At 74.8% G+C, this 26,208-nt stretch carries 24 protein-coding genes and 1 other RNA gene; 14 read left to right on the top strand and 11 right to left on the bottom strand.

What is annotated here, in order from left to right; translation table 11 throughout:
- Window positions 1-60 precede the first annotated feature (60 nt).
- Entirely contained in the window at window positions 61-684 is a 624-nt protein-coding gene (locus ACN20G_RS19100) for an isochorismatase family protein (protein ID WP_424214008.1), read from the top strand.
- A gap of 187 nt (window positions 685-871) precedes the next feature.
- Here ACN20G_RS19100 and ACN20G_RS19095 read toward each other — a convergent pair whose 3' ends face one another.
- The 3 genes from ACN20G_RS19095 to ACN20G_RS19085 all read right to left on the bottom strand — a co-directional run bounded on the left by ACN20G_RS19095 (window position 872) and on the right by ACN20G_RS19085 (window position 5,082).
- Window positions 872-1,528: a PhzF family phenazine biosynthesis protein gene (locus ACN20G_RS19095; protein WP_424214007.1), complete on the bottom strand. Its 657-nt coding sequence runs from the start codon at window positions 1,526-1,528 to the stop codon at window positions 872-874.
- Window positions 1,529-1,721: 193 nt separating this feature from the next.
- Window positions 1,722-3,380: an HtaA domain-containing protein gene (locus tag ACN20G_RS19090; RefSeq protein ID WP_424214006.1), complete on the bottom strand. Its 1,659-nt coding sequence runs from the start codon at window positions 3,378-3,380 to the stop codon at window positions 1,722-1,724.
- A gap of 208 nt (window positions 3,381-3,588) precedes the next feature.
- Window positions 3,589-5,082, bottom strand: a complete 1,494-nt coding sequence (locus tag ACN20G_RS19085; RefSeq protein ID WP_424214005.1) for an HtaA domain-containing protein — start codon at window positions 5,080-5,082, stop codon at window positions 3,589-3,591.
- Window positions 5,083-5,206: 124 nt separating this feature from the next.
- Here ACN20G_RS19085 and ACN20G_RS19080 point away from each other — a divergent pair, with 124 nt between their 5' ends.
- The 6 genes from ACN20G_RS19080 (at window position 5,207) to efeU (ending at window position 11,922) form a co-directional block, all read left to right on the top strand.
- On the top strand, window positions 5,207-6,262 hold the full coding sequence (locus ACN20G_RS19080; protein ID WP_424214004.1) for a heme/hemin ABC transporter substrate-binding protein: 1,056 nt from the start codon (window positions 5,207-5,209) through the stop codon (window positions 6,260-6,262).
- A 3-nt stretch (window positions 6,263-6,265) separates the two neighbouring features.
- On the top strand, window positions 6,266-7,363 hold the full coding sequence (locus tag ACN20G_RS19075; protein ID WP_424214003.1) for a FecCD family ABC transporter permease: 1,098 nt from the start codon (window positions 6,266-6,268) through the stop codon (window positions 7,361-7,363).
- Complete coding sequence (locus tag ACN20G_RS19070) at window positions 7,363-8,379, top strand: heme ABC transporter ATP-binding protein (protein ID WP_424214002.1); 1,017 nt, start codon at window positions 7,363-7,365, stop codon at window positions 8,377-8,379. The genes ACN20G_RS19075 and ACN20G_RS19070 overlap by 1 nt, the downstream gene beginning before the upstream one ends.
- A 195-nt stretch (window positions 8,380-8,574) precedes the next feature.
- Window positions 8,575-9,711, top strand: coding sequence for an iron uptake system protein EfeO (efeO, locus tag ACN20G_RS19065; protein ID WP_424214001.1), 1,137 nt, complete (start codon window positions 8,575-8,577; stop codon window positions 9,709-9,711).
- A 40-nt stretch (window positions 9,712-9,751) separates the two neighbouring features.
- A complete protein-coding gene (gene efeB, locus ACN20G_RS19060; RefSeq protein ID WP_424214000.1) occupies window positions 9,752-11,050 on the top strand; it encodes an iron uptake transporter deferrochelatase/peroxidase subunit in 1,299 nt (432 codons plus the stop codon).
- A gap of 26 nt (window positions 11,051-11,076) precedes the next feature.
- On the top strand, window positions 11,077-11,922 hold the full coding sequence (efeU, locus tag ACN20G_RS19055; RefSeq protein ID WP_424213999.1) for an iron uptake transporter permease EfeU: 846 nt from the start codon (window positions 11,077-11,079) through the stop codon (window positions 11,920-11,922).
- Window positions 11,923-12,003: 81 nt separating this feature from the next.
- On the opposite strand, the gene ACN20G_RS19050 is transcribed toward efeU, so the two are convergent.
- The gene (locus tag ACN20G_RS19050) at window positions 12,004-12,882 is read right to left on the bottom strand and encodes a PhzF family phenazine biosynthesis protein (RefSeq protein WP_424213998.1); all 879 of its coding nucleotides are present in this window, start codon (window positions 12,880-12,882) and stop codon (window positions 12,004-12,006) included.
- 273 nt (window positions 12,883-13,155) lie between these two features.
- On the opposite strand from ACN20G_RS19050, the gene ACN20G_RS19045 reads away from it, so the two are divergent.
- On the top strand, window positions 13,156-13,458 hold the full coding sequence (locus tag ACN20G_RS19045) for a hypothetical protein (protein WP_424213997.1): 303 nt from the start codon (window positions 13,156-13,158) through the stop codon (window positions 13,456-13,458).
- An 88-nt stretch (window positions 13,459-13,546) separates the two neighbouring features.
- Here ACN20G_RS19045 and ACN20G_RS19040 read toward each other — a convergent pair whose 3' ends face one another.
- Window positions 13,547-14,308 carry an SDR family oxidoreductase gene (locus ACN20G_RS19040; RefSeq protein ID WP_424213996.1) on the bottom strand — a complete coding sequence of 254 codons (762 nt, stop codon included), beginning with the start codon at window positions 14,306-14,308 and terminating at the stop codon, window positions 13,547-13,549.
- Between the two features lie 108 nt (window positions 14,309-14,416).
- Between ACN20G_RS19040 and ACN20G_RS19035 the strand changes: the two genes are divergently transcribed.
- Window positions 14,417-15,775, top strand: coding sequence for a Bcr/CflA family multidrug efflux MFS transporter (locus tag ACN20G_RS19035; protein ID WP_424213995.1), 1,359 nt, complete (start codon window positions 14,417-14,419; stop codon window positions 15,773-15,775).
- 9 nt (window positions 15,776-15,784) lie between these two features.
- Window positions 15,785-16,807 carry a small ribosomal subunit Rsm22 family protein gene (locus tag ACN20G_RS19030; RefSeq protein ID WP_424213994.1) on the top strand — a complete coding sequence of 341 codons (1,023 nt, stop codon included), beginning with the start codon at window positions 15,785-15,787 and terminating at the stop codon, window positions 16,805-16,807.
- A gap of 108 nt (window positions 16,808-16,915) precedes the next feature.
- On the opposite strand, the gene ddaH is transcribed toward ACN20G_RS19030, so the two are convergent.
- Window positions 16,916-17,725, bottom strand: coding sequence for a dimethylargininase (ddaH, locus tag ACN20G_RS19025; protein WP_424213993.1), 810 nt, complete (start codon window positions 17,723-17,725; stop codon window positions 16,916-16,918).
- A 187-nt stretch (window positions 17,726-17,912) separates the two neighbouring features.
- Here ddaH and ACN20G_RS19020 point away from each other — a divergent pair, with 187 nt between their 5' ends.
- Window positions 17,913-18,551 carry a TetR/AcrR family transcriptional regulator gene (locus tag ACN20G_RS19020; protein ID WP_424213992.1) on the top strand — a complete coding sequence of 213 codons (639 nt, stop codon included), beginning with the start codon at window positions 17,913-17,915 and terminating at the stop codon, window positions 18,549-18,551.
- A 251-nt stretch (window positions 18,552-18,802) separates the two neighbouring features.
- Window positions 18,803-19,552, top strand: a complete 750-nt coding sequence (locus ACN20G_RS19015) for a bifunctional DNA primase/polymerase (protein ID WP_424213991.1) — start codon at window positions 18,803-18,805, stop codon at window positions 19,550-19,552.
- A gap of 40 nt (window positions 19,553-19,592) precedes the next feature.
- On the opposite strand, the gene yaaA is transcribed toward ACN20G_RS19015, so the two are convergent.
- A complete protein-coding gene (yaaA, locus tag ACN20G_RS19010) occupies window positions 19,593-20,393 on the bottom strand; it encodes a peroxide stress protein YaaA (RefSeq protein ID WP_424213990.1) in 801 nt (266 codons plus the stop codon).
- 114 nt (window positions 20,394-20,507) lie between these two features.
- Between yaaA and ACN20G_RS19005 the strand changes: the two genes are divergently transcribed.
- A complete protein-coding gene (locus ACN20G_RS19005; RefSeq protein ID WP_424213989.1) occupies window positions 20,508-21,983 on the top strand; it encodes an RNB domain-containing ribonuclease in 1,476 nt (491 codons plus the stop codon).
- Here ACN20G_RS19005 and ACN20G_RS19000 read toward each other — a convergent pair.
- Both ACN20G_RS19000 and ACN20G_RS18995 read right to left on the bottom strand, forming a co-directional pair.
- The gene (locus ACN20G_RS19000) at window positions 21,970-22,827 is read right to left on the bottom strand and encodes a hypothetical protein (RefSeq protein WP_424213988.1); all 858 of its coding nucleotides are present in this window, start codon (window positions 22,825-22,827) and stop codon (window positions 21,970-21,972) included. The two genes, ACN20G_RS19005 and ACN20G_RS19000, sit on opposite strands and share 14 nt — an antisense overlap.
- Entirely contained in the window at window positions 22,824-23,588 is a 765-nt protein-coding gene (locus ACN20G_RS18995; RefSeq protein WP_424213987.1) for a MerR family transcriptional regulator, read from the bottom strand. Before ACN20G_RS18995 ends, ACN20G_RS19000 begins: the two co-directional genes overlap by 4 nt.
- A gap of 76 nt (window positions 23,589-23,664) precedes the next feature.
- On the opposite strand from ACN20G_RS18995, the gene rnpB reads away from it, so the two are divergent.
- Window positions 23,665-24,068, top strand: an RNA gene (rnpB, locus tag ACN20G_RS18990) — RNase P RNA component class A.
- A 55-nt stretch (window positions 24,069-24,123) separates the two neighbouring features.
- On the opposite strand, the gene ACN20G_RS18985 is transcribed toward rnpB, so the two are convergent.
- Both ACN20G_RS18985 and ACN20G_RS18980 read right to left on the bottom strand, forming a co-directional pair.
- Window positions 24,124-25,416, bottom strand: coding sequence for a bifunctional RNase H/acid phosphatase (locus ACN20G_RS18985; RefSeq protein WP_424213986.1), 1,293 nt, complete (start codon window positions 25,414-25,416; stop codon window positions 24,124-24,126).
- A gap of 6 nt (window positions 25,417-25,422) precedes the next feature.
- Window positions 25,423-26,166 carry a zinc ribbon domain-containing protein gene (locus ACN20G_RS18980; protein ID WP_424215578.1) on the bottom strand — a complete coding sequence of 248 codons (744 nt, stop codon included), beginning with the start codon at window positions 26,164-26,166 and terminating at the stop codon, window positions 25,423-25,425.
- Window positions 26,167-26,208 lie beyond the last annotated feature (42 nt).

The following is a 26,208-nucleotide window of genomic DNA, read 5'->3' as shown; positions in this document are numbered from 1 at the left end:
GCACACGTTTCCAGCACCCGTTTCCCGAACCCGTTTCCCGAACCGCTGAAAGGTTTCGTCATGAGCACCCCCACCCCCTCCCCCACCCTGCGCGCCGTCTCCGGCCTCCCCGAGGAGCCGGCCCGGCTCGCGGACGCCGCCCTCGTCCTGATCGACGTGCAGAACACCTACCGCGAGGGCGTCATGGCCCTGACCGACGTGGAGGAGGCCGTGAAGGCGACGGCCGAGCTGCTCGGCGCGGCGCGTGCGGCCGGGATCCCGGTCGTGCACGTCGTCAACGACGCCGGCGAGGGCACCCCGTACGACATCCGGACCCGGATCGGCGCGATCAGCGACGAGGTCGCCCCGATCGACGGCGAGCCCGTCGTCGTCAAGAACTACCCGAACGCCTTCCACGCCACCACGCTGACCGAGACCCTGACCGGCCTCGGGTTCGCGCCCGGCGCGGACAAGGAGCTGGTGCTGGCCGGGTTCATGACGCACATGTGCGTGCAGTTCACGGCGCAGGGCGCGTTCAACCTCGGCTACAGGCCCACCGTCGTGGCCGACGCGACCGCGACCCGCGCGCTGCCCGCGCCCGACGGCACCGTCGTGCCCGCCGCCGCGCTCCAGACCGCCGCCCTGACCACGATCGCCGACCTGTTCGGCGTGGTCGTCCCGACCACCGGCGCCCTGCGGGCCTGACCGGTCCCGCCGGCGGTGTCCGGCCGGCGCCCGAACCACGGGGGAGTGGGGGCGCCCGAGGGCCCTTTCCGTTCCCGAGCCGTGCGCGTGACCCGCGCCGGCCGGCGGACGGGAGGGCCCCTTTCGCGTGCCCGCGCGGCCCCGCCCGCGCGGCCCCGCCGGCGGCCCTGCCCGAGTGCCCTCGCGCCTACAGGCCCCGGGTGGGGGCGAAGCGGACCCGGCCACCGAGTTCCACGACCCCGCCGGGGCCGGGGGCCGTCACGATCTGGGAGCCCCGGCCCTGGGTGATGTTGAGGGCGCGGCCGAGTTCGGCGGTCAGCAGGAGGGCGGCGGAGCCGGTGGCCTCGTCCTCCACGATGGTGCCCCGGTCGGGGAAGCCCCGGGCCCGGACGCGGCCCGCCGCCTCGTCCTCCCAGGCCCAGGCGTAGATCCAGCCGGAGCCGGGCTCGGGCGGGGCGAGGGCCTCGACCTCGGCGGGGCTCTCGTAGCGCACGGTGCGCTTGGCGGTGACCCACTCGGGACGGGCGGTGATCCACGTGAACTCGCCGTCGTGCCGCGCCCACACCTCCCCCGCCGGGACCCGGAGTTCCTCCACGTCGAGCAGCCAGGCGAGGCCGACGAGGGGGTGGCCGGCGAAGTCGAGGCGGGCGCCGGGGGCGTGGATGTCCACGACCCCGCGTTCGGGGTCGTCGACGAACACGGTCTCGCTGTAGCCGAGTTCGAGGGCGAGTGCCTGACGGGACTCCTGGTCGGGGTGGGTCCGGCCGTCGCGGACCACGCCGAGGGCGTTGCCGTACCGGCCGTCGCCCGCGCAGAACACCAGCAGCACGTCGAGATCGTTCATGTCCGCAATTGAACACCCGGACGGGCCGCACGGACACGGGCGGGGTGGACGGACCGGGCACGGGGCCGGGACGGGCCGGAGGGCCGGTCGTCGGGGCGACCGGCCCTCCGGGGTGGGGGGAACCCGGGTGTGGGGCCCGGGGGGTGGGGGTTCTGGGGGTGGGGTGTCGGTGTCGGTACTCGGGTCGGTGGGGTCAGTGGGCCGCGGGGGTGGCGGCGTCGGCCTGGCGACGACGACGGGCCACGAGGACGGCGCCCGCGCCGGCCGCGACGACCGCCCCGGCCGCCGTGAGGACGGCCGCGGCGGGGAGTTCGGCGCCGGTGGAGGCGAGGTTGCCGCCGGCCGAGCCCGCGCCGCCACCGGCCGTGCCCGCGCCCCCGGCCGCACCGGAACCGCCGGCGGCGCCCGAGCCGCCCGTGGTGGTGCCCGGGGTGCCGGTGGGCACGGTGGTGTTCGGGTCGACGGTGAGGGCGAGGGTGACGGGGTCGATGAGGTCGCCGACCTTGTAGCCGGTGCTCGCCTGGTCGGTCGAGAGGGCGGCGACGGCCTCGGCGGTGAAGGCGGTGGGGATCTTCGACAGGGTCAGGGCGCCGGCGGTGGGGGTGTAGGCGGCCTTGGCCAGGTCGAGGGTGGCGAAGCGGACGGCCTTCTTGTCGGAGCCGGGGGTGCGCACGTCCACGTAGAGGGTGCCGGTGGTGCCGCCGGCCACGATCTTGGGGTTGGCGAAGGTCATGTCGACGCCGTGGGCCTCGAAGCGGAAGCGGAGCGAGCCCTTGTGGGCGGAGGTGAGGGACTTCTTCGCCGGGTCGAGGGTGCCGCTGTCGAAGGCGAACGCGTAACCCTCGCCGTCGCGCGTCGCGCCGTCGGACGCGGTGACGCCGCTCTCCCCCACGTACCGGCGCAGGGACTCCTTCACGCCCCAGTTCAGCCGGGCGTTCAGGATCCGGCCGTCGCCGGCGGGGGTGCCGGTCGTGGACGTGGCGGTGGCGGTGGACGTGGTACTCGCCGTCGGGCCGGTCGTTCCCCCGGTCGCCGGGGCGGAGGAGGAGGGCGGCGCGGAGGAGGCGGGGGCGGAGGACGAGGCCGGGGCGGAGGAGGACGCCGGTGCCGAGGAGGAGGCGGGGGCGGAGGAGGAGGCGGGGGCGCCCTCGAAGGTGAGCTTGGCGGTGAAGGGGTCGCCGGCCATGCCGTCGTAGGAGGGGGAGCCGAGGGAGTCGGCGGCGCCCTTGGTGAGCTTGGTGGCGATGTTCTCGTTGTCGCGGCCGAACTCGCCGGTGGCCAGGGCCACGTCCTTGACGGTCTTGCGCTGGTCGCCGGTGCCGGTGGTGACGTCCGCGGTGATCGTCTTGGTGCCGGTGTCGAAGCGGAGGCCGGAGAGGGTGATCGTGAAGCCGTGGCCGGCCGGATAGGTGGGCGAGGCGAAGGTGACGCTGCCCTGGAACGCGGCGGTGGTCACGTGCGAGGGGGAGGCGTACTTCCCGGTCGGCTTGACGAAGCGGAAGCTGCCGTCGGCGTTGACGCTCGCGCCGTCGGCGACGGTGATCGTGCCGTTGGGCTTGTTCTGCCCGGTCTGGACGACGTACTCGCGGAAGCGCTTGAGCAGGCCCCAGTCGAGGGTGCCGTCGAGGATCTTGCGCTCGAAGACGGGGGCGGCGCCCTGCGTGGTGCCGTCGGCGCCGGCGGGGCGTTCGGCGGCGGTAGCGGGGAGCAGGAGGGTGGTGGTGCCCAGGGCCATGGCGGTGAGGCCGGCGGCGGTGACGGCGAGCAGCCGCCGCGAGTGCCGGGCCGGGCGGGGGGTGTGCTGCGGCGGGGTGTGCCGCGGGGTGGCGCGGGGGGTGTTCCGGTCGGACACGGGGGTGCTCCTTGGGCGACGAGGGCCGAGGGGGGAAAGGGCGCGTGGCGGGGCGCGGGGTCGCCGGATCGCCGGGCGGCCGGACGGTGACGGGGTGTCGGGGTGTCCGGGGCGCTCGGGTCCGTGATGCGGGGGTGTGGGGATGTGGTGCGGGTGGTTCGGGTGGTGCCGTGTTCGTGGGGGGGGTGGGGTTGTTCGTGGGTGGGGCTCAGGCGGCGGGCTTGTCCGTCGTGCCGCCCGTCGTGCCGTCCGTCGCGTCTCCCGGGGTGCCGGTCGTCGCGGCGGCCGGGGTCGGTTCGGTGCGGCGGCGGCGGATCACGAGGGCGCCGGCCGCCGCGGCCAGGATCAGGACGGCCGCGCCGATGCCCACGTACAGGCCGGTGGAGGAGGAGTCGCCGGCGGGTTCGGCCGCGACCGGGGTCTCCGAGGCGACGGGGGCGGACGGGGCGGGGGCGGCCGGGGTGCCGGTGGAGCCGAGGTCGGGGAGGGCCGGCAGGGCGGTGCCGGGGGTGACGGCGACCGCGAGGGAGACGGGGTCCATCTCGGTGCCCGCCTTGTACATGTTGTCGAAGGCCCTGGCCCCGTCCTCGGTGAGGGTGGCGGGGGCCTCGGTGACGCGGGCCAGGCCGCCGTCGGCCTTGAGGTCCTTGGCGTCGAACTCGACGAGGGGGACGGCCTTGGCGGTGTTCCCGGCGGTGGTCACGTCGGCGGTGAGGGTGCCCTTGGCCTCGGCGACCTTCACGGTGACGGCGGACAGTCGGAGGTCGAGGTGGGCGCCGGTGAAGTGGACGGAGCCGGCGAACTTCCCGTCGAGGGTGCCCTTCGCGCCGTCCCACTCCCCCGTGCCGGCGCCGAAGCGGAACAGCGCGCCGCCGTCCTTGGCGCCGTCGGCGAGGGTCCACTTGCCCTGGCCGACGGAGCCGGTGACGTACTCGCGGAAGGTGCGTCGCACGCCCCAGTCGACGGCTCCGTCGGCGAAGGGGCCGGCCGCGGCCGAACCGGAGGGGCTGGGCGCGGCGGAACCCGCGCCCGCGCTCGGGCTCGCGCTCGCATTCGCACTCGCGCCCGCGCCGGTCGCGGCGGCGACGAGGTCGGCGGAGAGGGAGACGGGGTCGAGGCGGGTGCCGGCGGTGTAGTAGCCGGCGAAGGCGGCGGCGCCCTCGGTGGTGAGGGTGGCGGGGACGCCGGTCAGGCCCAGGGGGCTCGCGGCGCCGCGCATGTTCACCGATCCGAGGTCGAGGGTGGCGAAGGGGACGGCCTTGCGGTCGACGATCTTCGTGCTGCCCTTCTCGGTGCCGGCCACGTCGAGCAGGAGGGTGCCCTTGCCGCCGGATATCCGGACGGTGGGGCGGGACATGGTGAGGTCGAGTTCGTTGGTGCCGTCGGGCTTGGCGTGCCCGACGAACTGCACGGCCCCGCCGAACGCGGCCTCGAAGGTTCCGCTGTCGGGGTCGTAGCGGCCGTTGGCGCTGTGGAAGCGGAACATGCTGCCGCCGGCGGTGGCCGCGCCGTCCCGCAGCTTGAACTGCCCCTTCGCGATGGGGCCGGTGACGTAGCTCTGGAACGAGGACTTGATGCCCCAGTCGAGTCGACCTCCCCGCACCGTGCTCTCGGCCGCCTCGGCGGCGGTCGTGGGCAGCAGGGCGCCCAGCAGGGTCGCCAACGCGGCGACCGTGAGCACACGGGCAGGTCGTGCGGACATGAATGTCCCCTCCAAGGTCTGGCAAGTGAAGTTAGGCTAACCTAAGCTAACGGCCGGTCGGTGCGGAAGTGCCGAGCATCTCGGAACCGCAGCACTTCGGTCGGACGATCAGGACGGTGCCCCCGTGCCCACCCGCACAGCCACAACCCCCGCACGCAGGGCGGCCCTCGCCCTCGCCGGCGTCCTCGCGACGGCCCTCGCCGTGACCGGATGCGGCGGCGGCGCGGGCGGCACGAGCCCCGGCACCGGATCGACGGGCGCCCGGCCCGCCGCCGCCCCCGCCCTGCCCGACCGGCTCGAACCCCTCGCGGCCCCCGCCGGCCAGGCCCTGCCCGTCACCGCGGCCTCCGCCGACGGCGCGCGCGTCACGATCGCCTCCACCGAGCGGATCATCCCGCTCAGCGGCAGCCTCAACGAGATCGTGCAGACCCTCGGCCTCGGCCCCAAGGTCGTCGCCCGCGACCTCACCGCCACCTTCGAACAGGCCGCGAAACTCCCGATCGTGACCCGCGCCCACGACGTGTCCGCCGAGAGCGTCCTCTCCCTGAAGCCCGACCTCGTCCTCGCCGAGACCACCACCGGACCGGCCGAGGCCGTGGACCAGATCCGCGACGCCGGCGTGCCCGTGCTCGTGATCCCGCCCGCCAAGACCCTCGCCGACGTGGACAAGCGCATCGACGCCGTCGCCGCCGCCCTCGGCGTGCCCGCCGCCGGCGACGCCCTCAAGAAGCGCACCGACGAACGCCTCGCCGCCGCGACCGCCGGCGTCCCCGCCGGCGCCGGCGCCAAGGGCGACCGGCCCCGCGTCGCCTTCCTCTACCTGCGCGGCACCGCCTCCGTCTACATGCTCGGCGGCGCCGACTCCGGCGCGGCCTCCCTCCTGGAGGCCGCGGGCGCGGTCGACGCGGGCAAGGAGTCCGGGCTCGCCAAGGACTTCACCCCCATCACCAGCGAGGCCCTGGCCGCCGCCGCCCCCGACGCCGTCCTCGTCATGACCAAGGGCCTGGACTCCGTCGGCGGCGTCGACGGACTCCTCAAGGTCCCCGGCATCGCCCAGACCCCGGCCGGCATGGACCGCCGCGTCCTCACCGTCGACGACGGGGTCCTCCTCAACTACGGGCCGCGCACCGACCAGGTGTTGAAGTCCCTCGTCACCCAGCTGTACGACAAGGCCAACTGATCCATGACCCTCCCCCTCGACCCGCCCGCGACGGCGCCGAAACAGGCCGGGACCACGCCGGCCCCGGCCCGGGCGCGCGGGACCGCGCCCCTGCTCGTCCTCGGTCTCGCCGCCGCCCTCGTCGTCCTCGCCCTCGTGGCCGCCGGCACCGGCGCCTACCGGATCCCGCTCGGCGACGTGCTCGGCTCCCTCCAGCACCGGATCGGCCTCGGCGGCGCGCCCCTGGACCGGGTCCCGGAGAGCGTGCTGTGGAACGTGCGACTGCCCCGCGTGGTCCTCGCCCTGCTCGTCGGCGCGAGCCTCGGCTGCGCGGGCGCCCTCATGCAGGGCGTGTTCGGCAACCCGCTCGCCGAACCCGGCGTCATCGGCATCTCCGCCGGCGCGGCCGTCGGCGCGGTCGCCGCCATCGCCCTCGGCCTGACCTTCCTCGGCACCTGGACGATCACCGCCTGCGCCTTCGTCGCCGGGCTGATCACCGTCGGCGTGGTCTACGCCCTCTCCCGCTCCGGCGGGCGCACCGAGGTCGTCACCCTCATCCTCACCGGCATCGCCGTGAACGCCTTCGCGGGCGCCCTGATCGGCCTGTTCGTGTTCTTCGCCGACTCCGGCCAGGTCAACCAGATCACCTTCTGGCAGCTCGGCTCCCTCGCCCAGGCCACCTGGCCCAAGGTCCTCGCCGTCCTGCCCTGCGCCCTCCTCGGCCTGTGCGTCGCCCCCCTCTACGCGCGCCGGCTGGACCTGCTGGCGCTCGGCGAACGGCCCGCCCGTCACCTGGGCGTGGACGTGGAACGGCTGCGGCTCGCGCTGATCCTCGTGGTCGCGCTGCTGACGGCGGCGGCGGTGGCGGTGGCCGGGATCATCACGTTCGTCGGGCTGCTCGTGCCGCACCTGCTGCGGATGGCGCACGGCCCCGGGCACCGCTTCCTGATCCCGGGCAGCGCCCTGGGCGGGGCCCTCGTGCTCGTGGCCGGCGATCTCGCGGCCCGGACCGTCGCCGAGCCCGCCGAACTGCCGCTGGGCGTGCTGACCGCGCTGCTCGGCAGCCCCTTCTTCTTCTGGCTCCTGCGCCGGACCCGTCGCCGCCAGGGAGGCTGGGCCTGATGGCCGCGACCACGAACACCTCGCACGAGACCGACGCCGTGCCCCGTGCGGACGCCGACACCGATGCCGACACCGATGCCGACACCGCCCCCGCCCCCGCCGCGTCGCGCGCGCCGTTCGGACGGCGGACGTGGGGCCGGGCCCGGGCCCGCGCGCGGCGCCTGCCGCCCCGGCGTCCGACCGCCGGGACGGTGTTCGCCGAGGCGCGCGGGGTGCGGGCCCGGCACGGCGCGGGCGGCCGGGAGGTCCTCGCCGGCATCGACCTCGCCGTGCGCGCCGGGGAGGTGCTGGCCCTGGTCGGCCCGAACGGCGCGGGCAAGTCCACCCTGCTCGCCGCGCTCTGCGCCGACCTGCCGCTGTCCGCCGGTTCCGTCACCGTGGACGGGCGCCCGGCCGGCGACTGGTCGCCCGCCGACCTCGCGCTGCGGCGCGCCGTCCTCCCCCAGGACGCCGCCCTCTCCTTCCCGTTCCCCGTCCTCGACGTGGTCCGCATGGGCCGCGCCCCCTGGGCCGGCACCGGACGCGAGGCCGAGGACGACCGGATCGTGGCCGAGGCCATGGCCGCCACCGAGGTCACCGCCTTCGCCGGCCGCCCCTTCCCCGCCCTCTCCGGCGGGGAGCGCGCCCGGGTCGCCCTCGCCCGCGTGCTCGCCCAGGACACCCCGCTGCTGCTGCTCGACGAGCCCACCGCCGCCCTCGACCTGCGGCACCAGGAACTCGTGCTGCGGCTGTGCCGGGCGCGGGCCGCCGCCGGGGACGCCGTGGTCGTCGTCCTGCACGACCTGGGGCTGGCCGCCGCGCACGCCGACCGGGTGGCCGTGCTGCACGAGGGGCGCATCGCGGTGGCGGGCCCGCCCGGCGAGGTGCTGGAGGCGGGGCTGCTGTCACGGGTGTACCGGCAGCCGGTGGAGGTGCTCGCGCACCCGCGCACGGGGGCGGCCCTCGTGCTGCCACTGCGCGACGCCCCGGCGGATCCGGCGGGACGGGACGGGGCGGACGAGAGTGCCCACGGGTGATTTGACCGGCGCTTTGCCCTCTCGTGGGGCGGTCCTGGGGGCTCCGTGACAGGGCCGTGTCCGGGGGCGAAAGGTGAGAGCGGAATCACGGGTCCCGCCTGTTCCGGGGAGGTAAGGCTTGGTTAAGTTAGGTCAGCCTCACCGGCCGGACCCGCTCGCGGACCGGGCCGATCGACCCACTGCCAGGAGCCCGCCATGCGTCCCGTCCGCCTCTCCGTCACCACCGCGGTCGCCGCCGCGGCGGCCCTGACCGCCGTCACCGGCTGCGCCGAGAAGGCCGCGCCCGGCACGGACACGATCAAGGTGACCGCCTCCGACACCGCCTGCGAGGTCTCCGCCAAGGAGTTCCCCGCCGGCAAGGTCACCCTCGACGTGGAGAACAAGGGCTCCAAGGTCACCGAGGTGTACGTGCTCTTCCCCGACGACCGCATCGTCACCGAGCGCGAGAACATCGGCGCGGGCGCCAAGGCCACCATCACCGCCGAGATCAAGGCCGGCGACTACGCCATCGCCTGCAAGCCCGGCATGGTCGGCGACGGCATCCGGCAGCAGGTCAAGGTCACCGGTGACGGCGGCGGCGCCAAGCGCAGCGCCGAGGCCGACGCGGCCGTGGCCGCCTACCGCACCTACGTCCGGCAGCAGGCCGACGAGACCCTCCCCAAGGCCAGGGCCTTCGCCGAGGCCGTCAAGGCCGGCGACGTGGAGAAGGCCAAGGCCGCCTACGCCGAGTCCCGGATCGGCTGGGAGCGCACCGAGCCCGTCGCCGAGTCCTTCGGCGACATCGACCCCAAGGTCGACGTCCGCGAGGACGGCCTGGAGGCCGGGCAGACCTGGACCGGCTGGCACCGGCTGGAGAAGGCCCTGTGGGAGGGCGGGAAGATCGGCGACGAGGAGAAGAAGCTCGCCGACACCCTGATCACCGACCTCACCGCCTGGCAGAAGAAGGTGGGCCAGGCCGAGATCACCCCCACCTCCATGGCCAACGGCGCCAAGGAACTCCTCGACGAGGTCGCCACCGGCAAGGTCACCGGCGAGGAGGAGCGCTACAGCCACACCGACCTCGTCGACTTCAAGGCCAACGTGGAGGGCGCGCAGAAGTCCTTCGACCTGCTGAAGCCGGTCGCCACGAAGAACGACGCGGCCCTCGTCAAGGACCTCGACACCCGCTTCGCGGCCCTGAACACCCTCCTCGACAAGTACCGGGCCGACAAGAACACCTACGTGTTCACCTCCTACGACAAGGTCGCCGAGAACGACCGCAAGGAGCTGTCGGACGCGGTGAACGCGCTTGCCGAGCCGCTGTCCAAGCTCGCCGCCGCCGTCGTCAAGTAGCCCGAGAACAGCCCGCCGACCCACGCCGAGGAGGACCGTGATGGCCGACGAGAACACCCCCGTCCCGGAAGCGTCCGACGAGTCCGCCGCCCGTCCGACCCGCCCCTCCCGCCCCTCCCGCCGTGCCCTGCTCGGCTGGGGCGGGGCCGGGCTCGCGCTGGGCGCCGCCGCGACCGTCGGCACCGGCGCCGCCCTCGGCCTGGGCCCCGACCCGGTGCCGGCGGCGTCGGCCGGCGCGGCCGTCCCCTTCCACGGCGAACACCAGGCGGGCATCGCGACCCCCGTGCAGGACCGGCTGCACTTCGCCGCGTTCGACGTGAAGACCAAGGACCGGGCCGCGCTGGTGCGGATGCTGAAGGAATGGACGGCCGCCGCCCGGCTGATGGCGGCCGGACAACCCGTCGGCGAGGGCGGCTTCGGCGGCCTGCCCGAGGCCCCGCCCGACGACACCGGCGAGGCCCTCGGCCTCAAGGCGTCCCGGCTCACCCTCACCATCGGTTTCGGACCCGGCCTGTTCGCCCCCGAACGCGGCCTGGTGCCCGACGGCCGGCGGCCCGAGGCCCTCGTGGACCTGGAACTGTTCCCCGGCGACAACCTCGACCCGGCCCGCTCCGGCGGCGACCTGTGCGTCCAGGCATGCGCCGACGACCCGCAGGTCGCCGTGCACGCGATCCGGCAACTCGCCCGGATCGGATTCGGCACGGTCGCGATCCGCTGGTCCCAGCTCGGCTTCGGCAAGACCTCCTCCACCACCCCCGACGAACAGACCCCGCGCAACATGATGGGCTTCAAGGACGGCACCCGGAACGTCTCCGGCACCGACACCGCCGCCCTCGACAAGCACGTGTGGGTGGGCGCGGACGGCGGCGGACAACCCTGGATGGCCGGCGGCTCGTACCTCGTGGCCCGCCGCATCCGGATGCACATCGAGACCTGGGACCGCACCTCGCTGCAGGAGCAGGAGGACGTGTTCGGCCGCGACAAGGGCGAGGGCGCGCCCGTCGGCAAGTCCAAGGAACGTGACGAGCCCTTCCTCAAGGCGATGAAGCCGGACGCTCACGTGCGCCTGGCGCACCCCGACACCAACTCCGGGGCCACACTGCTGCGCCGCGGCTACAGCTTCACCGACGGCACCGACGGCCTCGGCCGGCTCGACGCGGGCCTGTTCTTCCTGGCCTACCAGAAGGACGTGCGCACCGGGTTCGTGCCCGTGCAGCGGTCCCTGGCCCGCGCCGACGCGCTCAACGAGTACATCCAACATGTGGGTTCGGCCGTCTTCGCCGTCCCGCCGGGCGTCCGCGACAAGGACGACTGGTGGGGCCGGACGCTGTTCTCCTGACGCGAGGAACACGAGGGAAACCCGACATGTTCAGCAACTTCCTGATCGGCCTGCGCGAGGGGCTGGAGGCGAGCCTGGTCGTCTGCATCCTGATCGCCTACCTGGTCAAGACCGACAACCGGCACCGGCTGCCCGCCATCTGGCTGGGCATCGGGGCCGCCGTCACCCTCAGCCTGGTCTTCGGCGCGGTCCTGGAGTTCGGCACCCGCACCCTGACCTTCGAGGCGCAGGAGGCCATCGGCGGCACCCTGTCGATCCTCTCGGTGGGGCTGGTGACGTGGATGGTGTTCTGGATGAAGCGCACCGCCCGGCACCTGAAGGCCGAACTCCACGGCCGGCTCGACGCGGCCCTCGCCATGGGCTCGGGGGCGCTGGCCGCGACCGCGTTCCTGGCCGTGGGCCGGGAAGGGCTGGAGACCTCGCTGTTCGTGTGGAACTCGGTGCACGCGGCGGGCAACGGCTCGGGCCCGCTGGTCGGCGTGCTGCTGGGCATCGCGGCGGCGATCGGCCTCGGCGTCCTCTTCTACCGGGGCGCGCTGCGGATCAACCTGGCCCGGTTCTTCACGTGGACGGGCGGAATGCTGGTCGTGGTCGCGGCCGGGGTGCTGGCGTACGGGGTGCACGACCTCCAGGAGGCGGCGTTCCTGCCGGGGCTCGCGGACAAGGCATTCGACGTGAGCGCGGCGATCCCGCCGACGAGCTGGTACGGGACCCTGCTGAAGGGCACGCTGAACTTCCAGCCGGACCCGACGGTGTGGCAGGTCGCCGTGTGGTGCGCGTACCTGCTGCCGACCCTCGGCCTCTTCCTCTTCGCCAACCGAGACACCACCACCCCGAAGCCGCCCCGACAGCCGGCGCAGATGCAGAGCTGACTACGAGCACACCCGCAGGCCCCTCCCGAGCAGGGAGGGGCCTGCGGCCTTTCAGGCCGGCTCAGGCCGGCTCAGGGCAGGTCAGGGCATCCGGACGCCGGCGCCGCCGACTCGTACGCGCGGGTCGCCCGTGCGCAGTTCCACGGTCAGCTCCCCGGGCCGCCCCATGTCCTCGCCCTGGTGGAGGGTGAGGACGGCGTCCTCGGGCACGAGCCCCAGTTCCCGCGCGTACGCGCCGAAGGCCGCCGCCGCGGCCCCCGTGGCCGGGTCCTCGACCACCCCGCCGATCGGGAACGGGTCGCGCACGTGGAAGACGCGGTCGGCGGCGCGGTGCACGAGCTGGAGCGTGGTGAGGTCCAGGCGGGTCATGAACGCGGCGAGCCGGTCGAAGTCGTAGTCCAGGTCCGCGAGCCGGGCGCGGGTGCCGGCGGCGAGGATCAGGTGCCGGGCGCCGGCGTAGCCGATCCGGGGCGGCAGTTGCGCGTCCAGGTCCTCGGCGGCCCAGCCGAGGGCGGCGAGGGCCTCGGCGAGTTCGGCGTCCTCGACCTCGGTGACGTGCGGTTCGACGCTGGTGAGCACGGCGCGCGCGGAGCCGTCGGGCGCGGTGGTCACGGTGACGGGCACGGGCCCGGCCTGGGTGGCGAACAGCAGCTCGCCGGTACCGATCCGATCGGCGAGGGCGACGGCCGCGGCCACGGTCGCGTGCCCGCAGAACGGCACCTCGGCCTTGGGGCTGAAGTAGCGGACGGTGAACGTGCGCCCGGCGGGCCCGTCGAGTCCGGCGGGCGGGGCGGTCAGGAAGGCGGTCTCGCTGTGCCCGAGCCGGGCGGCGATCGCGAGCATGGCGGCGTCGTCGAGCGCGGAGGCGTCGAGCACGACCCCGGCGGGGTTCCCGCCGGCGGGATCACCGCTGAAGGCGGCGTACTGGAGGACTTCGTCGGTGAGTCGGTGAGCGGTCATCCGCCCATGATCGGGGGCAGCCCGGGCCCCGACGGGACCGGGGGCCTCCCCGGCGCCCCTCGGACGGCACGTGGTCGGGGGAGCGACACGGACGGGTGGTGTTCCCGTCGGACGGGTGTGGCGGCCCCGGCTCGCCCCGGCGGCGCGGTCAGAGTGACTGGTCGCGTCCACAAGCCCCCGGCCCGCGAGGTGGTCCCGTGCTCACGTCGATGGTTCGACGAACGATGTCCGTCACGATCACGGCGTGCCACTACGACTGCGGGTGTCGAGGGCATGGCCTTGACCGTTGAGGAGCGGCGTTACCTCGCGGAGTTCCGCGCCGAGGTCGACAGTGCGCTCGGCGGGGTCCTCTCGGAATACGGAGGAGTGTTGCGCGGCTTCTCCCTCTCCGAGGAATCGGACGGCGTCTGGGCCGTCGCCACCGTCGAGTTCTCCGCGCGACCCGAACCGTGGGTTCGTCGCAGTCTGATCCTTCCCGCCTCGGGACCGGACAAGGCCGGTTGGCTCGCGGGAGCCGTCTTCTGCACCGCGATCGCGGAGGACCTCCACCTCGGGCGGGACTCCCCGGCGGGGTGAGCGCCTGGCACCACTACGGGCGTCGCTGACCCCGGCCGGGCACGCGCCCTGTCCGCGCGTTCCGGTCGGTACAGGTGGGCGGTGGGGGTCAGCCGCGGCCGATGTAGGGCATGGTCGTGGCGAGGACCGTGGCGAACTGGACGTTGGCCTCCAGCGGGAGTTCGGCCATGTGCAGGACGGTGCGGGCCACGTCGTCGGCGTTCATGACGGGTTCGACGGCGAGTTGGCCGTTGGCCTGGAGGATGCCGGTCTGCATGCGTTCGGTCATCTCGGTGGCGGCGTTGCCGATGTCGATCTGGCCGCAGGCGACGCGGAACGGGCGGCCGTCCAGGGAGAGGGACTTGGTGAGGCCCGTCATGGCGTGCTTGGTGGCGGTGTAGGCGATCGAGTTGGGGCGCGGGGCGTGTGCGGAGATGGAGCCGTTGTTGATGATGCGGCCGCCCTGCGGGGATTGCGCCTTCATGCGGCGGAAGGCACTCTGCGCGCAGAGGAACGCGCCGGTGAGGTTGACGTCGACGACCTGCCGCCACTGGTCGGGGGTGATCTCGTCGAGGGCGACGCCGGCGGGGCCGAAGGTGCCGGCGTTGTTGAAGAGCAGGTCCACGCGGCCCCAGCGGGCGTCGACCTCGGTGAAGAGGTGTTCGACGGCGTCGGCGTCCGTGATGTCGGTGGGCACGGCGAGGGTTTCGGCGTGGTCGCCGGCGAGGGCGGCGGTCTCGGCGAGGGCGTCGGCGCGGCGGCCGGCGAGGGCGACGTGCCAGCCGGCGCCGGCGAGGGTGAGGGCGACGGCGCGGCCGATGCCGGAGCCGGCGCCGGTGACCACGGCGATCTTGTTCTGGGCTGCGTTCATGGGGCCGCACGATATGTCACACCCCTGATCGGGGCGCGGGCGGTCCGCCGGCTGAGAAAATGGTGTCGATCAGGGGGAGTACACGCCGTGCCGAAGAGTGGAGAACCCATGCCCGAGCGAGGTGCCGCCCCGTCGCGGCCCGCCGCCGTACCCGAACCTCGGATCGCCCCGGACGCGAAGCTCGTGGCCGCGCGGCGGACGGGGTTGTTCGTGACGTTCATACTCGGGGGCCTGACGGCCCTGCCTCCGTTGTCGATGGACATGTACCTCCCGGCCCTCCCCCAGGTGACCGAGGCGTTGTCGCGGCCGGCGGCGACGATCCAGTTGACGCTCACGGCGTGTCTGGCGGGCATGGCGCTGGGGCAGCTGGTGATCGGCCCGCTCAGTGACAAGTTGGGTCGGCGTCGGCCGCTGCTGATCGGCATGCTGGTGTACGTGGTGGCGACGGTGGCGTGCGCGGTGGCGCCGAACGCCGAGTCGCTGATCGCGTTCCGGTTGGCGCAGGGGCTGGCCGGGGCGGCGGGGATCGTGATCGCGCGGGCCGTGGTGCGGGACCTGTACGACGGGGTGGAGATGGCCCGGTTCTTCTCCACGCTGATGTTGATCTCGGGTGCGGCGCCGATCGTGGCCCCGTTGATCGGCGGGCAGATCCTGCGGTTCGCGGACTGGCGCGGGGTCTTCTGGGTGTTGACGGGTGTGGGCGCGCTGCTGACGTTGGTGGTGTGGCGGGGGCTGGCGGAGACGCTGCCGCCGGGGCGCCGGCAGACCGGTGGGGTCGGCGAGGCGCTGCGCACGATGAAGGGGCTGGTCGCGGACCGGGTGTTCGCGGGGTACATGCTGGCGGGCGGTTTCGCGTTCGCGACGCTGTTCGCGTACATCTCGGCGTCGCCGTTCGTGGTGCAGGAGATCTACGGGGCCTCGCCGCAGACGTTCTCGTTGCTGTTCGGGGTGAACGCGATCGGGTTGATCGTGATGGGTCAGGTGAACGGTCGGCTGTTGGTGGGTCGGGTGAGCCTGGACAAGGTGCTGGTGGTGGGCATGGTCGTGATCACGGTGGCGTCGGTGGCGCTGCTGGTGATGGCCTCGGGCGTGTTCGGGGAGGTGGGGCTGTTCCCGATGGCGGCGGGGTTGTTCGTGTTGATGTCGGCGATGGGTGTGGTGATGCCGAACACGAACGCGCAGGCGTTGATGCGGACCCCGCACGCGGCGGGTTCGGCCTCGGCGCTGCTGGGCACGTCCTCGTTCCTGGTGGGCGCGGTGGCCTCGCCGTTGGTGGGGATCGCCGGGGAGGACACGGCGGTGCCGATGGCGCTGGTGCAGTTGGTGTGTTCGGTGCTGGCGGCGGCGTTCTTCCTGGGCATGTGCCGGCCGTGGGCGGCGCGGGCGCCGATGGCGGTGGAGCGGCAGGCGGTGGCGGAGGCCGTGGACGGTGCGGAGGCGGCCGGTCCGGTCGTCGGAAAGCCGTAGGCTTCCGGGGTGAACGCCTCGATTTCCCCCTCCGAGACCCTGCGCGGAGCCCTGGCCGGGCTGCTGGACGGGCTGCCGCCGAAGCAGGCGGCGGCAGCCGTGGACCGGCTGATCGCGAACTACCGTGGTCGGACCCCGACCGACGCGCCCGTGCTGCGGGACCGGTCCGACGTGGCCGCGTACGCCGCGTACCGGATGCCCGCGACCTTCGAGGCGGTGCGTTCGGCGTTGGCGGGTCTGGCGGACGCGGTGCCCGGGTGGGCGCCGGCCTCGCACGTGGACGTGGGCGGCGGGACCGGGGCGGCGACCTGGGCGGTGGCCGCGACCTGGGACGGGCCGCGGGAAACTACGGTGCTGGACTGGGCGGAGCCGGCGCTCGCGCTGGGCCGTGAGCTGGCCGGGGCATCGGGGGATCCGGTGTTGTCCGGGGCCTCGTGGCGGCGGGCGGTGATCGGGGCGGAGCTGTCGCTGCCCGAGGTGGACCTGGTGACGGTGAGCTACGTGTTGGGCGAGCTGACGCAGCGGGCGCGGGCGGTGGTGGTCGCGGAGGCGGCGCGGGCCGGCGGGTCGGTGCTGGTGGTGGAGCCGGGCACGCCGGAGGGCTACCTGCGGATCATCGAGGCGCGCGAGGCACTGCTGGCGGCGGGGCTGCGGATCGCGGCGCCGTGCCCGCACGACGGGGCGTGCCCGATCGAGCCGGGGAAGGACTGGTGTCACTTCTCGGCGCGGGTGAGTCGTTCCTCGCTGCACCGGCAGGTCAAGGGCGGTTCGCTGGCGCACGAGGACGAGAAGTTCGCGTACGTGGCGGCGACCCGGCTGCCGGTGTCGCCGGTGTCGGCGCGGATCACGCGGCGGCCGCAGATCCGCAAGGGGCTGGTGTCGCTGGAGCTGTGCGAGCGGCCGGGCGCGGACGCGGCGGAGGGCGCGGGGCCGACGCAGGTGCGGGCGACGGTGACGAAGCGGCACGGGGACCTGTACAAGGCGGCGCGGGACGCGGCCTGGGGCGACCCGTGGCCCCCGGCGCAGGACTGAGCGCGCGCGTCACGACGAGGGCGAGGCGCGAGCCGCGAGCCGCGAGGGGCCGGGCGACGGCGGGACGGGGGTCTTCCCGTCGGGCCGCCGCCCGGCCCCTTTTCTCGGTCAGGGGCGCAGTTCCTGGGTGCAGCACTTGACGCTGCCGCCGCCCTTGAGGAGTTCGCCGAGGTCCATCCCGACGGGTTCGAAGCCCCGGTCCCGCAGCGGCGCGAACAGGCCGGTCGCGGCCTGGGGCAGCAGCACGTGCAGTCCGTCGCTGACGGCGTTGAGGCCGAAGGCGAGGGCGTCGCGTTCGGCGACGAGGAGGGCGTCGGGGAAGAGGCGGGCCAGGACGGCGCGGCTGCCGGGCGAGAAGGCGCCGGGGAAGTAGGCGATCTCGTCGTCGGAGAGCACGAACAGCGCGGTGTCGAGGTGGTAGAAGCGCGGGTCGACGAGGTCGAGGCCGATGACGGGGCGGCCGAAGAACTCCTGGGCCTCGTCGTGGGAGAGGGGGCTGGAGCGGAAGCCGCGGCCGGCGAGGATCCAGCTCGCGGTGACGGCGAAATCTCCCTCGCCCTCGTTGATGTGGACGGGTTCGGCGATCTCGGCGTAGCCGTGGGCGCGGAACCAGGCGAGGTGGGCGGCGGCCTCGGCGGAGCGTTCGGGGTGGGCGAAGCGGGCGCCGAGCACGCGGCCGTCGACGACGAGGGCGCCGTTGGCGGCGAACACCATGTCGGGGAGGTCGGGGTCGGGGTCGAGGAGGTCGACGGTGTGGCCGAGGGAGAGGTAGCGGTCCCGCAGGTCCTCCCACTGGGCGTTGGCCAGGGGCAGGTCGACGGGTTTGGTGGGGTCCATCCACGGGTTGATGGAGTACGTGACCTTGAAGTGCGCGGGTGGGCACATCAGGTAGCGCCGGGGTGTGGCGTCTCTGCGCAAAGAAGGCTCCTCACGGTACGGAGAGGAGAGAATTGTTTCTCCCCGGGGGCGGCCGCGCAGTGAACTGATCGGGTGGTTCCGTGGTTGGCGCGATGACCATGTCCACCGTCCGAAAACACGCGCCAGACGCACGCGGGACGGACGCCCGGCGATACGCGCCGTCTCGTCGCACCGTTAGGGTGGGCCCATGACGCCCCCCGCCACCCCCGCGCCCACGTCCCGTCCCGCCCCGGACGCCTCCCGTCGCAGCGACCGTTCCCGGCGCGCCATCCTCGACGCGGCCCTCGCCCTGATCGGCGAGGTGGGGTACCGGAAGCTGACCGTCGAGGCGATCGCCGCCCGCGCGGGCGTCGGCAAGCAGACCATCTACCGGTGGTGGGACTCCAAGGCCGCCGTGCTCCTCGACGCCGCCGTCGACCTGTACGCGCGGTCCGCGGGGGACGAGGAGGCGCTCGCGTTCCCCGACACGGGCGATCTGGCGGCCGACCTCAAGACGGTGCTGCGGGCGACCGTGGACGAGTTCACCGATCCGCGCACCGAGGCCCCCGGCCGGGCCCTGACCATCGCGGGCGCCGACGACCCCGTCCTCGGGGCCCGGTTCGCGGCCGAGCTGTTGGAGCCCTCGATGGCGCGGTACGAGGCCCGGCTGCGGCGGGCGATCGAGGTGGGCGAGATCGCGTCCGACACCGATCCGCGGCTGACCACCGAGGCGCTGGTGGGGGCGGTGACGCACCGCTGGCTGCTGCGCACGGCCCCGCTGACCCACGCGTGGGCCGAGGCCCTCGTGGACCAGACCCTGCGCGGGATCCTGCCGGCCCGCCCCTGAGCCCGGTCCGCCGACCGTCCGTTCGTGCGCGTCCCCCGGCCGGGTGGCGAAGCTCACCCGGCGCCCTCCCGGACCCCTCCGCCCGGAATTGGCCGAGAATGTTCGGCCGAAAATTGGGGTTATGGGAGGATTCCAGGGCCCGTGAACCCTTCGGGCGAGGGGCCCGCATCGCCCCGGACGGTCATCCGCGCCGCCGGATGGTGCGACGATGTGCAGATCTGCCGGGGCAACGGTGAGGTGTGAGGGGATAGATGGGGTCCACGTCCGGTCGCGCGGAGCGCGGCGAGTACGGCAAGATCGGCGCCTGGCTGCGCAGGCGCGGCAAACCCGGTCCCGGTGATCCGGCCCGCGAACGCGAGGCCCTGCTGCTGGCCGCCGCCGCGGCCGGCCTCCCCTTGGCCCCCGCCGCCCACCCCGACGGCTACCGCTGCTCCTGCGGCCGGGTCGGCTGTCCCACCCCCGCCCGGCACCCGCTCTCCTTCGCCTGGCAGACCCAGTCCACCACCGACCGGGCCCAGATCGAACGGTGGGCCCGCAACCAGCCCGCCGCCAACTTCGTGACCGCCACCGGCATGGTCCACGACGTGCTCGACGTGCCCCTGGCCGCCGGCCGCGCCGCCCTGGAGCGCCTCCTGGCCGAAGGGGTCGAGGTCGGCCCGGTCGCCGAGTCCGGCGGCAGCGGCGACGAGGCCCGCGCCCTGTTCTTCACCGCGACCCGGGGCACCCCCGAGGACGAGGACGAATGGTGGCCCTGCGAGCTGGACTGCCACCCCGAGACCATGGACGAGCACCCCGGCCTGCGCTGGCACTGCCGGGGCAGCTACGTGCTCGTGCCGCCCGCCGTCCTGCCCGGTGAGGACCGCGTGACCTGGGTACGGGGCCCCGAGCACCCGCTGCCCGACCCGCTGAACCTGCTGGAGGCCCTCACCGACGCCTGCGGCCGGCACGCCGACGCCACCGGCGACCGCCCGAACGCCGTCGCCTGGCCGCTGGGCCGCTGACCCGCCCGCCGCCGCCCGGACCCGGGCGGCGGCGGACCGCTCAGTGGATCTCGGTGACCACCACGTCCAGGGACCACGCCTTGCCCGCCTTCGCGGGCGGCTCGCACTCCACCGTGTGCCCCAGGTCCCGCAGCGCCGTCACCAGCTCCGCCGGGGACGCGGGCGCGGCCCCGGCCGTCAGCAGATCCCGCACCAGCCGGCCCTTGGTCGCCTTGTTGAAGTGGCTGACCACCGAGCGCTTCTCCACCCCGTCCACCATCCGCGCGTGCAACACCCGCACCGTCGCCGTGCGCCCGGCGACCTCGCCCTTCGGCTTCCACGCCGCCGCGTACGCCGCCGACCGCAGGTCCAGCACCAGCCCGTCCCCGGCCCGCTCCGGCATGACCGTCGCCATCGGCTCCCGCCAGTACGCGCCCAGCGCCCCCAGCGCCGGCAGCTTCACGCCCATCGAGCACCGGTAGGACGGGATCTCGTCCGCGACCGACACCGCCCCCCACAGCCCCGAGAACACCAGCAGCGTCCGCTCGGCCAGGTCACGGGCGGCGGCCGGCAGCGAGGCCAGGCCCAGGGCGTCGTACAGCACCCCCGTGTAGATCTCCCCCGCCGGGCGCGCCGCCGCCTCGTACAGCCCGGCGTTCTTCGCGACCTCCCCGCGCAGCCCCTCGCTCAGCCCCAGCACCTCGCGGGCCTTGAGCTCGTCGCCCCGGCACAGCTCGACCAGCTCCGCGAGCACGGCCGCCCGCGCCCCGGCCAGCCCCGGCAGCGACAGGGCCTCGGGGCGCAGCGGGGCGCCGGAGCCGCCGGCGGCCTTTCCCTCGGACGGCGGCAACAGCACGAGCACGGTGGTTCTCCATTCACAGGCACGACACGGCGGAGGGTGCGGCCCCCGCGCCAGGGTAAGGCGTCCGCGCGCCCTCACCGCGCCGTCCCGGGGCCGGGAGCCTAGGCTCGGTCCATGCCCCGCCGTCACTTGCGCGTCTCGGACACGGACGGGGCCGCCCTGCGGGAGGCGCTGACCGCGTTGCGCGCCTCGCTGCGGGTGCCGGCCGCGTTCCCGCCCGCCGTCCTCGCCGAGGCCGAGGAGGCCGCCCGACGCGGCCCCGACCCCGCGCTCGGCCCCCGGGACGACGCCCGCGACCTGCCCCTGTTCACGATCGACCCGCCCACCTCCGTCGATCTCGACCAGGCCGTCCACCTGGCCCGCCGCACCGCCCCCGACGGCTCCCCGCGCGGCTACCGGGTGCACTACGCGATCGCCGACGTGGCCGCCTTCGTCCGCCCCGGCGGCGCCCTCGACACCGAGGCCCACCACCGCGTCACCACCCTCTACCTGCCCGACGGCAAGGTGCCCCTGCACCCCACCGTGCTCTCCGAGGACGCCGCGAGCCTGCTCCCCGACCGCGAGCGGGCCGCCCTGCTGTGGCGGATCGACCTCGACGCCGAGGGCCGCGCCGTCGACACCCACGTCTCCCGCGCCCTGGTCCGCAGCCGCGCCAAACTCGACTACGACGGGGTGCAGCGCGCCCTCGACGCGGGCACCGCCGAGGAACCCCTCGCGCTGCTCGCCGAGATCGGCCGGCTGCGCGAGGACCGCGAGGCCGAACGCGGCGGGGTCTCCCTCGACGTCCCCGAACAGGAGGTCGTGACCCGCGCGGACGGCGGCTACGGGCTGGTCTACCGGGCGCCGCTGCCCGCCGACGGCTGGAACGCGCAGATCTCCCTGCTCACCGGCATGGCCGCCGCCGACCTGATGCTGCGGGCCGGCGCCGGCATCCTGCGGACCCTGCCGCTCGCCCCCGACGGCGCCGTCGGCCGGCTGCGCCGCTCCGCGAAGGCCCTCGGCATCGACTGGCCGCACCACGTGTCCTACGCCGAACTGATCCGCTCCCTCGACGCCCACCGCCCGGCGCACGCCGCGTTCCTCCAGGAGTGCACCACCCTGCTGCGCGGCGCCGGCTACACCGTCTTCACCGACGGCCGACTCCCCGACCCCGCCGTGCACGCCGCCGTCGCCGCCCCCTACACCCACGCCACCGCCCCGCTGCGGCGGCTCGTGGACCGCTACGCGGGGGAACTGTGCCTGGCCGCCGTCGCCGGCCGCGAACCCCCCGCCTGGGTCACCGAGGCCCTGCCCGAACTGCCCCGCGAGATGGCCGAGGGCAATCGGACGGCCGGCGCGGTGGAACGCGCGAGCGTGGACCTGGTCGAGGCGGCCCTGCTCCAGGGCCGGGTCGGCGAGACGTTCCGGGCCGTGGTCATCGACGTCAAGGACCACGAACCCACCACCGGCACCGTCCACCTCGACGAACCCGCCGTCGTCGGCCGCGTCGAGGGCGGCGGCCCACTGCCGCTCGGCGGGAGCCTCCGCGTCCGCCTCACGCGCGCCGACCCGGCCGCGAAGGACGGCGGGGTCCTGTTCACGCCCGCGTAGCGGGCACCCCCGCCGCCCGCAGGGCGGCCAGCAGGGCGCGCGGGTCGTCGGCGTGGAAACGGACCGTGTGGGTCCGCGCCAGGGCCCCCAGCGGACGCCGGAACGGGGTGGGGCCGGCCAGCTCCACCGTCACCGTCGTCTGGCTGCCCACGTTCACGTCCAGCACCCCGTCCTCCCCCAGGGCCACCGTCCGGCCCTCGGGGAAGCGGCTCTCCAACCGGGCCGCGACCACGTCCCCCGGCGCCAGCCGCAGGTCGAACAGGGCGCCGTAACGGATCCGCAGGGACCCGTCCGCGCCCACCACGTGCGGCCTGGTCACGCACGCCGCGTGCAGGGCCAGCACTGCCGCGATCGTGTACACGTCCAGCACCAGCACGATCCAGTGCACCACCGGCCACGGGATCACCAACGCCATGACCACCGTCTCCACCACGCACACGAACAACATCCCGTACACCATCGCCGTCTGCGGACCCGTGTACCCGGCGGCGTGATCGCCCTCCCGCACCCCGTGCGGCCGGCGCCCCGCCCACCGGACCAGCGCCCCCATCCCGGCCAGCTCGTGCCGCACCAACAGCAGCGCCGGCGGCGGTACCACGGCCCGCACCGACGCCCGCCGCGCCCCGGCCCGGTCCAGCCCGGCCGCCCGCGCGGCCCGGTAGTGCCCGCCCAGCACCACCGCCTCCAACACCAGCACCCCCAGCACCACGATCTCGGCCGCCACGAGCACGGCCCCCGGTATCCGCACCCCCGCGAGCACGCACACCACCAGCGCGAGCTCCGCCGGCAGCGCGCAGCCCACGGCGATCCGCGCGGCCCGCGTCAGTCCCCGCGCGCCGCTCACCGCGCACCGTCCGCGACCCGCTCCGTCACCGCGTCCAGCACCCGCCGCACCACCGCCGCCTGGGCCGGCGCGTACTCGGCGAGCAGCGCCTCCCCGAAGCCCGGCGCGGCCTGCGCGCCCGGCGCCTGCTCGGCCATCAGCCGGTACAGGCCCTCCGGCAGCGCCGCCACCAGGTCCGCGGCCAGCTCCGGCACCCGCGGGTCCTCGGGGGCCGCGTCCGCCAGCTCGTCCAGCCGCTCGTAGAACCGCAGCACCGCCGGATCGCTCACCAGCGGCCCCATCAGCGCGTACAGCGACTCCCCCGGCACCCCGGAGGCGTCCAGCAGCGACAGGTGCTCGCGGTCCAGGGCGGCGGTCGGGGAGTCGGTCGCGGGCGCCATCGCCAGCAGCTCCGCGATCCCCGGCGACACCAGGTCCACGGCGTCCGCCCCGCCCTCCGCGCCCGCCGCGAGCAGCGCGGCCAGCCGGGCGCGGCGCACCCGCAGCGCCTCCTCCTGCCGGGCCAGGTCCGCGTCCAGTTCGGCCAGCACCTCGGCGAGGTCGCGCCCGGCGTCCTCGGCGAGCACGTCGCGCACCTCGTCCAGGCTCAGCCCCAGCTCGGTGAGCCGCCGTACCCGGGCCAGGCGCACGGCGTCGCGCACGCTGTACACGCGGTACCCGTTGCCGAGCCGGCGGGGTTCGGGCAGCAGCCCGACGTGGTGGTAGTGCCGGATGGCACGGGTGGTGACGCCGACCAGCGCGGCGATCTCTCCGATTCGCATGGTCCCAGTGGAAACCCTGCCGCCGCGTCAAGGTCAAGGAGACCCGCCGGCCCGGGTAGCATGGTCCACCGCAGAACGACCGGAGTGGACGGTCGCGTCGGGGCCCCCGGGTCCCGCCGAGGAACGTCCGGGCTCCACACGGCAGGGTGGTGGGTAACGCCCACCCGGGGTGACCCGCGGGACAGTGCCACAGAGAACAGACCGCCGGGGGCTTCGGCCGCCGGTAAGGGTGAAACGGTGGTGTAAGAGACCACCAGCGCCTGGGGTGACCCAGGCGGCTAGGTAAACCCCACCCGGAGCAAGGTCACGGTGGGTCGTCCGCAAGGACGGCCCCGCGCGGACGATCGAGGGCTGCCCGCCCGAGTTCGCGGGTAGACCGCACGAGGCCGGTGGCAACACCGGTCCTAGATGGATGACCGTCTCCCCGGCGGCCGCGAGGCCGTCGGGTGACAAAACCCGGCGTACAGCTCCGGTCGATCTGCACCCCCCGAGGGGCCCGCGAGGGCCCCTCGGGTCTTTTCGTGCCCTTGCCGGATCAGGCCAGGTGCGAGACGTCGTTGAAGGAGCGGACCGAGGCGTTGCCGTCCCGGTAGTGGGCCACCACCGACAGGGCCGCCGCCGACAGCTCCATCCGGAACATCGACGCGGGCGGGGCGCCCAGCGCGAGCCGCACCAGGGTCTTGATCGGCGTGACGTGCGTGACGGCCAGCAGGGTCCGGCCCCCGTACGCCGCGATCAGCCGCTCCCGGGCCTCCTCGACCCGCGCCGCGACCGTGTCGAAGCTCTCCCCGCCGCCGGTGGGCGCGGCCGAGGGGTCGGCGAGCCAGGCCGCGAGGTCCTCGGGGTGGCGTTCGCGGACCTCCCCGAAGGTGAGTCCCTCCCAGGCCCCGAAGTCGGTCTCGCGCAGTCCCTCGTCCACGACCACCGGCAGGCCGAGGCGTTCGGCGACGGCCTCGGCGGTCTGCCGGCAGCGGCGCAGCGGGGAGGAGAGCACGACGTCGAGTCCGCCGCGCGCGGCGAGTGCGCGGCCGGCGGCGGCGGCCTGGCCGAGGCCGACCTCCGAGAGTTCGGGGTCGGTGCCCCCACTGCCGGAGAAACGCTTCTGCGGGGTGAGGGCCGTCTCCCCGTGCCGGAGCAGCACGAAGGTGGTCGGAGCCCCCAGATCGGGCCCGGCCCAGCCCGGCGCCACCGCCGACGCGGGCGCGGTCGGCCCAGCGGGCGCGGTCGGCGCGGCGGGCGCGGTCGGCGCGATGTCCTCCGCCGCGAACAGCGCGTCGGCCTCCGGCGCGGCCGGTCGGGCCAGGGCGGCCCGCACGGCGGCGGCCCCCGCCCGCGCGTCCCCGGGGACGCCGGCGGGCGGCGGCACGGCCAGGGCGCGCGCCGCCGAGGGCTCGGCGGGCCGCCACTCACGACCGGCCTGGCCCGCGTCCATGGCCTCGTTCGCGAGCCGGTCGGCGTGCTTGTTGCGCTCGCGCGGCATCCACTCGTACGACACGTTCCGCCCCGGCAGCAGCCGGGCCGCCTCGGCCGCCAGCGGGCGCATGTCGGGGTGCTTGACCTTCCAGCGGCCCGACATCTGCTCCACGACGAGCTTGGAGTCCATCCGCACCAGGACGGTGGCCTCCGGGTCCAGTTCGCGCACGGCCCTCAGGCCGGCGATCAGGCCCCGGTACTCGGCGACGTTGTTGGTGGCGACCCCGATGTACTCGGCGCGTTCGGCGAGGGTCTCACCCGTGGCCGGGTCCAGGACGACGGCGCCGTACCCGGCCGGCCCCGGGTTGCCCCGGGACCCGCCGTCGGCCTCCACCACGTACCGCGGGGTCGCCACCGCCGGTCAGATCCCGGACTCGGCGGTGCGGACCAGGATGCGGCCGCAGTTGTCGTGACGCACGACCCGGTTGCCGGGCGCGGCCTTGATCTCGTTGATCTCGGCCATGTCCAGCTCCAGCTGGCAGCCCAGGCAGCGGCGCTGGTACAGCTTGGCGGCGCCGATCCCGTTCTGCTTGGCGCGGATCTTCTCGTACAGGGCGATCAGGTCGGCGGGCACGGAGCCCACGACGACCTCGCGGTCCTTGGCCACGGCCTCGGCGTCGGCGTCGATCTCGGTGGTGGCGGCGTCGCGACGGGTCTTGGCGTCGTCGGACTTGGCCTGGAGGGCGGCGACCCGCTCGGTCAGCGCGGTGACCCGCTCCTGGGTGGCCTCGCGACGCTCCATGACCTCCAGGACGATGTCCTCCAGGTCGCCCTGCCGCTTGGCCAGGGAGGTCAGTTCGCGCTGGAGGTTCTCCAGGTCCTTCGGGGAGCGCACGGAGCCCGAGTCCAGGCGCTCCTGGTCGCGGACGGCGCGCTTGCGGACCTGGTCCACGTCCTGCTCGGCCTTGACCTGCTCGCGGGCGGTGTCGCCCTCCTGGGTCTGGGCGGCGACGAGCAGGTCGCGCTGCTGGGTCAGGTCCTTGGTGAGGGAGTCCAGCTCGGCGTGCTCGGGCAGCGAGGCGCGCTTGTGGGCGAGCTGGGACAGCCGCACGTCCAGCGCCTGCACGTCGAGAAGTCGGATCTGGTCGGCGGTGTCGGCGTTCAGTTGGGGGCTCCAAGGAAGAGGAAAACGGGTGGAGATGGGGGT

Source organism: Streptomyces dryopteridis (assembly GCF_049606955.1).
Taxonomy (GTDB): Bacteria; Actinomycetota; Actinomycetes; order Streptomycetales; family Streptomycetaceae; genus Streptomyces.
Note: the sequence above shows the minus strand (reverse complement) of the source record. Positions and strands in the feature narration are given on the sequence as shown.

What these genes read in the sequence shown, in the direction of transcription:
- ACN20G_RS19100 (WP_424214008.1), top strand. Translation starts at nt 61, where the DNA reads ATGAGCACCCCCACCCCCTCCCCCACCCTGCGCGCCGTCTCCGGCCTC.
- ACN20G_RS19095 (WP_424214007.1), bottom strand. Translation starts at nt 1,528, where the DNA reads ATGAACGATCTCGACGTGCTGCTGGTGTTCTGCGCGGGCGACGGCCGG.
- ACN20G_RS19085 (WP_424214005.1), bottom strand. Translation starts at nt 5,082, where the DNA reads ATGTCCGCACGACCTGCCCGTGTGCTCACGGTCGCCGCGTTGGCGACC.
- ACN20G_RS19075 (WP_424214003.1), top strand. Translation starts at nt 6,266, where the DNA reads ATGACCCTCCCCCTCGACCCGCCCGCGACGGCGCCGAAACAGGCCGGG.
- ACN20G_RS19070 (WP_424214002.1), top strand. Translation starts at nt 7,363, where the DNA reads ATGGCCGCGACCACGAACACCTCGCACGAGACCGACGCCGTGCCCCGT.
- efeO (WP_424214001.1), top strand. Translation starts at nt 8,575, where the DNA reads ATGCGTCCCGTCCGCCTCTCCGTCACCACCGCGGTCGCCGCCGCGGCG.
- efeB (WP_424214000.1), top strand. Translation starts at nt 9,752, where the DNA reads ATGGCCGACGAGAACACCCCCGTCCCGGAAGCGTCCGACGAGTCCGCC.
- efeU (WP_424213999.1), top strand. Translation starts at nt 11,077, where the DNA reads ATGTTCAGCAACTTCCTGATCGGCCTGCGCGAGGGGCTGGAGGCGAGC.
- ACN20G_RS19050 (WP_424213998.1), bottom strand. Translation starts at nt 12,882, where the DNA reads ATGACCGCTCACCGACTCACCGACGAAGTCCTCCAGTACGCCGCCTTC.
- ACN20G_RS19045 (WP_424213997.1), top strand. Translation starts at nt 13,156, where the DNA reads ATGGCCTTGACCGTTGAGGAGCGGCGTTACCTCGCGGAGTTCCGCGCC.
- ACN20G_RS19040 (WP_424213996.1), bottom strand. Translation starts at nt 14,308, where the DNA reads ATGAACGCAGCCCAGAACAAGATCGCCGTGGTCACCGGCGCCGGCTCC.
- ACN20G_RS19035 (WP_424213995.1), top strand. Translation starts at nt 14,417, where the DNA reads ATGCCCGAGCGAGGTGCCGCCCCGTCGCGGCCCGCCGCCGTACCCGAA.
- ACN20G_RS19020 (WP_424213992.1), top strand. Translation starts at nt 17,913, where the DNA reads ATGACGCCCCCCGCCACCCCCGCGCCCACGTCCCGTCCCGCCCCGGAC.
- ACN20G_RS19015 (WP_424213991.1), top strand. Translation starts at nt 18,803, where the DNA reads ATGGGGTCCACGTCCGGTCGCGCGGAGCGCGGCGAGTACGGCAAGATC.
- ACN20G_RS19005 (WP_424213989.1), top strand. Translation starts at nt 20,508, where the DNA reads ATGCCCCGCCGTCACTTGCGCGTCTCGGACACGGACGGGGCCGCCCTG.
- ACN20G_RS18995 (WP_424213987.1), bottom strand. Translation starts at nt 23,588, where the DNA reads ATGCGAATCGGAGAGATCGCCGCGCTGGTCGGCGTCACCACCCGTGCC.